Genomic DNA, 7,005 nt, shown 5'->3' with positions numbered 1-7,005 from the left:
ACCATATCATTAGCTCCTTAGTTAATTATTGTGGTTGCTTGTCAGGCCAACCCACTTGATATTAACAAAGGAGCTTTCACATTTTTACAGGTAAATATTACAGTTGATTTTTATTAAAGTTTTTTATGCAACACTAATAATTACTATTATATATCTTTTGTATTTATTGACAATCAAAAGTTTGGCATATTGAAATTTTCGTCGAATTATTGGATAAATGGGTTATTATTGAAATGAAGTAAGGAAAATGATATTATATAGAAAATAATAGATATTAGGCTGAATAAGCCATAGATAAAGAATGTAATCGCCAGCAATATTATATTTGATGAGGAAAGTTGGTGAATTATGGGGGCAAAAAAATCTATAGTTGGTGCAACACCTGGAAAAGGATGTATGTTGCATATAATTGTAAAAAAGCTTAATCCAAATGTACCTAGTAAAGATATTAATAAAATGGTTGGAGCTGTAAAGAAGAGAATAAAAAAGAAGGGTGCTGCAGAAGTCAAAAAAGTGCTTTCAGAAGAAATGAAAGGATTTGATAGTTTGCCAGAAGAAGATTTGGCAGCATTAGTTGCTGATTTAATAGCCACATCTAAATGTAAGTATATTCCAAAATCTGAGGGCTATTGGACAAACGCTATAGGAAATTCAAAATGGGTACCAAATAGTGATAAAATTCCTGGTAAAGCCAATCCACATAATAAAACATGGGGACAGATACTTGCCACTTATGGAATTGACGGTATTGAATATAGAGAAGGAGAACCAGATTTTTCAATACTGTCAAGAGGGACTGTTGGTATAGAAGGTTTTTCTCAGGATCGTGATAAGAATTTTACAAAGGCAGATGAAGCTGAAGCAAAGAAGAGAAACTGTTCTCCCGAAGCTGTTTACGACTGGAGAAAAGAAAACGGTTATACATGGCATGAAAGAAGAGATTGCAAAACAATGGATAAAGTGCCCTCTGCAGTCCACAATAATATGTCTCATTCGGGAGGTATATCAGAAAAGAAGCAAGAAATTATTTTGGAGGAATGGTTATGAGTGAAATAATCGATGAAGCTTTTGGCAAAATGGAGTATGATTCATCTTGGGTCAGAATAGAGAAATATACTATTTTAGGAAGACAATTAGATGTAAGGATAGTTGCTCAGGCATATGAAGGACAGGAGATATTGGAAATTCAAAGAAAAGCATTCCTTGAATTTCAAAATAGGTTTAGTCAGTTAGAGCAAGACATACCAGATAAGTTACTAGAGTATTATTTAAATAATTATGAAAGCATTTCAGAAATGATAGAAATACCGGAAAAGATAGACAAGGATCATATTAATCGGGATTTAATTATAAAACTTATAAAGGTGAGGACCATTTACTTTACTAGAAAAGGACAGTATGGTTATTTATGTGATTGTGCTTGGGAACAAGAACATGGAATTGCTATTATTTTTACAAATAATGAAATTTCAATTGATGAACAAGATGTACTTATTTAGCTCATATAAAAAGCATACAAGAGTTCATATAGACAATGTTTTGCTCCAATAGTAGGATTCAGTATGTATTTAAAGGAGTTAGTCATCAAGAGGAAATTTGGGTGAAACGACAACTATTCTTCCTTTAAAGCTATGCGGACAGCATGATCGGCATGCCTTGTGGTTTCAGGCAGACGATAGTTAGGAGATAACCTGATGATCCAATCGCAGGCGGTCTTAAGGGATATCCTATGTCCAACCGATACATAGACAGGCCGAACATTATCTTGAGTTCTTAAAACATTACCGATAATTTCTTTATTATCTATAAGGGGTGCAGTGTCACCCCTTTTTAATCCAGGCTCTTCCGATTGCCCATGAAGCCTTGTTTTCCCGCACCCTATAGTTGGTACATCAAATAATATGCCCAAATGACATGCAAGTCCAAACCTTCTTGGGTGTGCTATTCCTTGACAGTCACAAACCACAAGATTCGGAGTGGTTTTGAGTTTTCCAAAAGCTTTGGCAAGGGAAGGAAGTTCTCTAAAGGAAAATAAGCCAGGTATATATGGAAAATGTGAAACATCTTCAACTACTGATACCTCCACGATATCCAGCGTCTTAGAATCTAAAACAGCTACAGCAGCAATTTGAAGATCGTTTTTGTCATCATAGGCAACATCAACTCCGGCTATGTATTTGATATCATCCAAATCATCCTCCATTATTACTTTCTTAGCTAGTTCCTGCTGAAGAACTAATGCCTCAGGTTCGCTCAAATCCCAAGGATGTTGAAATACGGGATTCATAATATCAGTACCTCTCTATTTAATATTGTTGATTATTATAACACATTTAAGCCTAAAATTTTATAGTTTTGCGGCAAAAGTGAAGCAAGGTACCAACTAGAGATAAAATTTAAGCTCATTTTTATTAAACGGAGGCGTGCTGATAGCTGCAGGTAGCTTAGGAATGGTACAGGGCCCGTCTGACCAATCCAGGCAGCCTTCCGTGGCAATGATTTGCTTCAGTTTCCAGAATCAGGGTAGCTTTCGAGGTCGGAGAGGGGTTGGAGGACAATAAGTAAAAATGCGGAAATGTAAATTGTAATTATGAACTTTATTTCACAAGGTATTGTTTGGAACTATTGGCACAAAGTTGCATAGAATACCTTGTGTTTGTTAAAATTAAGAAATTCAATGGATTTTGCATAATTATTTATTGAAAATTTCATATTTTTGTGTTAGGATTGTATTAAAATTTATTAAAGCACATAGGATAACCACTGAAAAGTAGGTATATCAATGTATAAAAATTTAATTTTAATTGTTAGAAAATTATCAAACAATTATTTTGAGAGGAGATTCTGAATGACAACTAATAAAAAATTGCTTGATTGGGTAAAAGAAATAGCTGATATGTGTCAGCCGGACAAAATTTATTGGTGCGATGGTTCACAGGAAGAAAATGATCGTTTATTAAAGGAAATGGTTGATTGCGGAATGGCAACTCCATTAAATCCTGAAAAGCGTCCTGGATGTTATCTTTTCCGCAGCCATCCTTCCGATGTCGCTCGTGTAGAAGACAGGACTTATATAGCATCAAAAAATAAGGAAGACGCTGGACCTACAAACAACTGGGTTGATCCCGAAGAACTCAAGGCAACAATGAGAGGCTTATACAAGGGATGTATGAAGGGAAGAACAATGTATGTTATTCCTTTCTCAATGGGACCTATAGGTTCACCTATTTCTAAAATTGGTGTTGAACTTTCAGACAGCCCATATGTTGTTGTGAATATGCGTATCATGACTCGTATAGGGAAAGCAGTTCTTGATGTTCTTGGAGATGAAGACTTTGTAAAATGCGTACACTCAATAGGTGCTCCTTTAGCTGAAGGGCAAAAGGATTCATCATGGCCATGTGCTCCAATTGAACAGAAATACATAAGTCATTTCCCAGAAGAAAGAACAATCTGGTCATATGGTTCAGGTTACGGCGGAAATGCTTTATTGGGTAAAAAATGTTTTGCACTTCGTATTGCATCAGTTCAGGCTCGTGATGAAGGCTGGCTCGCTGAGCATATGCTTATCTTGCGCATAACTGATCCAAAAGGAAATAAAAAATATGTTGCAGGAGCTTTCCCAAGTGCTTGCGGAAAGACAAACCTGGCAATGCTCATACCAACTATTCCTGGTTGGAAAGTTGAAACTATCGGTGACGATATAGCATGGATGAAATTCGGTTCTGATGGTCGTTTGTATGCAATAAATCCTGAAGCAGGTTTCTTCGGTGTTGCTCCGGGAACTTCCATGGATTCAAATCCAAATGCAATGTATAGTATAGAAAAGAACACCATCTTTACGAATGTGGGATTAACTGATGATGGTGATGTTTGGTGGGAAGGTATAGGTTATGATGCACCTGGACACCTTATAGATTGGAAAGGAAATGACTGGACTCCAGATTCAAAAGAGGTAGCTGCACATGCTAATGCACGTTTTACAGCACCTGCAAGCCAGTGTCCTGTTATAGCTCCTGAGTGGGAAGATCCTGCAGGAGTGCCTATTTCAGCAATATTGGTAGGTGGACGTCGTCCAAGTACTATTCCATTGGTTCATGAAAGCTTTGACTGGAACCATGGTGTATTCATGGGTTCAATAATGGGTTCAGAAATAACTGCTGCAGCTATATCTGACAATATCGGCCAGGTTCGTCGTGACCCATTTGCGATGCTTCCATTCATGGGATACCATGTATGTGACTATTTACAACACTGGCTCAATATTGGAACAAAGTCATCTGCTGACAAACTTCCAAAATTGTTCTATGTTAACTGGTTCCGTAAGGATTCTGACGGAAAATGGTTGTGGCCTGGATTTGGTGAGAATAGCCGTGTGTTGAAGTGGGTTTGTGAGAGAGTATCAGGCGAAGGTAAAGCAGTTAAGACTGCTATCGGTTATATGCCTACAACTGATGCAATTGACACTGAAGGACTCAAGGTAAGTGAAGAAGATATGGCTGAACTTCTCAAGGTTAACAAGGATGAGTGGCTTAAAGAAGTGGCTTCCATTAAAGATCACTATGCTAAATACGGTGCGAAGTTGCCTAAGGAGTTAAGTGCACAGCTTGAAGCTTTAGAAAAAAGACTTCAGGAGTAATTTCAAACATAATTAAAGTCATTTAGATATAAAAGCGGTTAATAGGTTGTCAAAGGACGGCGTATTAATCGTTTTTATTTATGTCTTGTAAATTGCGGTGTATTTTACATGAAAAATTCTGAACTGTAATAGTATTTTGATATAATAGTAATAATAGCAATAATAGTAATTGATTAGGCATCTATTGTATGGGAGATGGAGATGAGAGCATTTATTGGGATTGATTTTGATAAGGACCAGAGAAATAAAATATATGAGCTTCAGCAAAGGCTAAGACAGTATGCAGTACGCGGTAGGTGGAAACATATCGATAACTTTCACCTGACGTTGAAGTTTTTAGATGATATAAGCTTAAGCCAGCAAGCACAAATAGATAGTGCTATGAATCAAATTTGTAATAACTTAAAGCCATTTAGACTTATCATAAAGGACATGGGGATTTTTAACGGAAGAGATTTAATCCGTGTTTTATGGCTGGGGCTCGGCGGAGATATTAAGGAACTGGGAGCCTTGCATATGGATATAGATAGAGCAATGGAAACTATAGGCTTTGTACCTGAAAAAAGAAGCTATAAACCTCATGTTACCATTGGTCAGGATATTGTTTTCGAATGTAGTTTTGAGGAGATACGCAAATCAATTGGGGAGCTTGATTTTAGTACTGTAGATGTGAGAAATCTACATTTGTTTAAGAGTGAGCAAATCGCCAATAAAAGAGTATATACAAAAGTAGCGGATTATAAGCTTGTATAAATAGATTTGATTGTTATATTTTATATAATTCTGGGTATTTAGTTAGGGGATCATTAAAGCAGTATTCATCAGGAGAGTGAGTTTATGGATATACATAATATTATAGTGGCATTTGGATTGACGCTATTTGCAGGATTATCAACAGGTATAGGAAGCGTGCTTGCATTTTTTACCAAAAAAACCAATACAAAATTCCTTTCCGTTGCTCTTGGTTTTTCAGCAGGAGTAATGATATACGTATCAATGATAGAAATATTTTTTAAGGCAAAAGTTTCTTTGGTGGAATCCTTGGGAGTGACTGCCGGATCTTGGGCTACAGTTGGTGCGTTTTTTGGAGGAATATTCCTAATAGCAGCCATTGACAAGTTTGTTCCTTCTGTAGAAAATCCTCATGAGACCAGGAGGGTAGAAGATATAAATAAAAGCAAATCAAGTGTGGATCGCGGAAAGCTTATGAGGATGGGAACGTTTACTGCCCTTGCAATAGCAATTCACAACTTTCCCGAAGGCCTTGCAACATTTACATCAGCTATCAAGGATCCTTCCCTTGGTATAGCAATTGCTGTTGCAATAGCAATCCATAATGTGCCTGAGGGAATTGCAGTAGCTATACCCATTTACTATGCCACAGATGACAAGAAAAAGGCATTTAAGCTTTCATTTCTTTCGGGGCTATCGGAGCCTGTAGGTGCAATTATAGGATATCTGATACTTTTCAAGTTTTTCAATGATGTGGTTTTTGGGGTGTTATTTGCTTCAGTGGCAGGTATAATGGTATTTATTTCATTGGATGAACTTTTGCCAACTGCAAGGGAATATGGGGAAGCCCATCTTTCCATATATGGTCTTGTAGCTGGTATGATGGTTATGGCTGTAAGTTTGCTCCTTTTTATATAAGGCTGATATGGTATTTATGCTTAATTTGAATCAATATACCAAAGAAATAAAATGCAATATGGACCACATAAACTTGCAAAAAAGGTAATAATCATCTGGCGTCATGCAGTATAATAAATAAAATATGCAAGAAAATGCGATAAAATATTCAAATAACCATTTGACATATCTCCAGTTCTAATGTATTATTGTATTAAGTCAAATTGCTATTATATCTAAAGAATTAGCTTTAGTATAATTGAGCTATAGCGAGGATGGTGCAATTGAAATTCGGTACACCTAAATTCACAAGGGGTCAAATTGAAGCACAGATAAGCGATGCAGTAAGTAAGTTTGAGAAGGAATATATGGGTCGCGGCCCTAAGGACATTAAGACTACAATTATTAAAAATCATATTCTGATATTTATTGATGGTTTTCTTAGTCAATCTGAGCAAAAGCTTGCTGAAAACAACCAGGGTATAAAGCTTATTAAGGATATGCGGACAGCTTTGTTTGAAAACGCAAGCAGTCATCTAAAAGATCTTATAAAGGATATTGTTAATTCAGAGATTGTCAGCATGCATTCCGATGTTAGTACAAAGACAGGCGAGAAGGTAATGGTACTTACCTTGGAAAATGAGTTCCCGGAAGTAAAATAAAATATACACTGGTTGACCAGACAAAGGGTACAGAGTACTTGTTGTAGTGTAGGCCAATATTTATTACCTGATGAT

Annotated in this window: 7 protein-coding genes; 6 read left to right on the top strand and 1 reads right to left on the bottom strand. The window is 36.5% G+C overall.

Annotated elements, in window-relative coordinates:
- Positions 1 to 348 precede the first annotated feature (348 nt).
- Both VIO64_RS14710 and VIO64_RS14705 read left to right on the top strand, forming a co-directional pair.
- Complete coding sequence (locus VIO64_RS14710) at positions 349 to 1,047, top strand: HNH endonuclease (RefSeq protein ID WP_331919543.1); 699 nt, start codon at positions 349 to 351, stop codon at positions 1,045 to 1,047.
- A complete protein-coding gene (locus tag VIO64_RS14705; RefSeq protein ID WP_331919541.1) occupies positions 1,044 to 1,499 on the top strand; it encodes a DUF6985 domain-containing protein in 456 nt (151 codons plus the stop codon). Before VIO64_RS14710 ends, VIO64_RS14705 begins: the two co-directional genes overlap by 4 nt.
- Before the next feature lie 113 nt (positions 1,500 to 1,612).
- Here VIO64_RS14705 and nfi read toward each other — a convergent pair whose 3' ends face one another.
- The gene (gene nfi / locus VIO64_RS14700; protein WP_331919539.1) at positions 1,613 to 2,287 is read right to left on the bottom strand and encodes a deoxyribonuclease V; all 675 of its coding nucleotides are present in this window, start codon (positions 2,285 to 2,287) and stop codon (positions 1,613 to 1,615) included.
- A 561-nt stretch (positions 2,288 to 2,848) separates the two neighbouring features.
- Between nfi and VIO64_RS14695 the strand changes: the two genes are divergently transcribed.
- The 4 genes from VIO64_RS14695 (at position 2,849) to VIO64_RS14680 (ending at position 6,930) form a co-directional block, all read left to right on the top strand.
- Positions 2,849 to 4,639, top strand: coding sequence for a phosphoenolpyruvate carboxykinase (GTP) (locus VIO64_RS14695; RefSeq protein WP_331919537.1), 1,791 nt, complete (start codon positions 2,849 to 2,851; stop codon positions 4,637 to 4,639).
- Between the two features lie 201 nt (positions 4,640 to 4,840).
- Complete coding sequence (gene thpR / locus VIO64_RS14690; RefSeq protein WP_331919535.1) at positions 4,841 to 5,392, top strand: RNA 2',3'-cyclic phosphodiesterase; 552 nt, start codon at positions 4,841 to 4,843, stop codon at positions 5,390 to 5,392.
- A gap of 84 nt (positions 5,393 to 5,476) precedes the next feature.
- On the top strand, positions 5,477 to 6,289 hold the full coding sequence (gene zupT, locus VIO64_RS14685; RefSeq protein ID WP_331919533.1) for a zinc transporter ZupT: 813 nt from the start codon (positions 5,477 to 5,479) through the stop codon (positions 6,287 to 6,289).
- Between the two features lie 263 nt (positions 6,290 to 6,552).
- A complete protein-coding gene (locus VIO64_RS14680; RefSeq protein ID WP_331919531.1) occupies positions 6,553 to 6,930 on the top strand; it encodes a DUF2294 domain-containing protein in 378 nt (125 codons plus the stop codon).
- Positions 6,931 to 7,005: the final 75 nt, after the last annotated feature.

The organism is Pseudobacteroides sp., from assembly GCF_036567765.1.
Classification (GTDB): domain Bacteria; phylum Bacillota; class Clostridia; order Acetivibrionales; family DSM-2933; genus Pseudobacteroides.
Note: the sequence above shows the minus strand (reverse complement) of the source record. Positions and strands in the feature narration are given on the sequence as shown.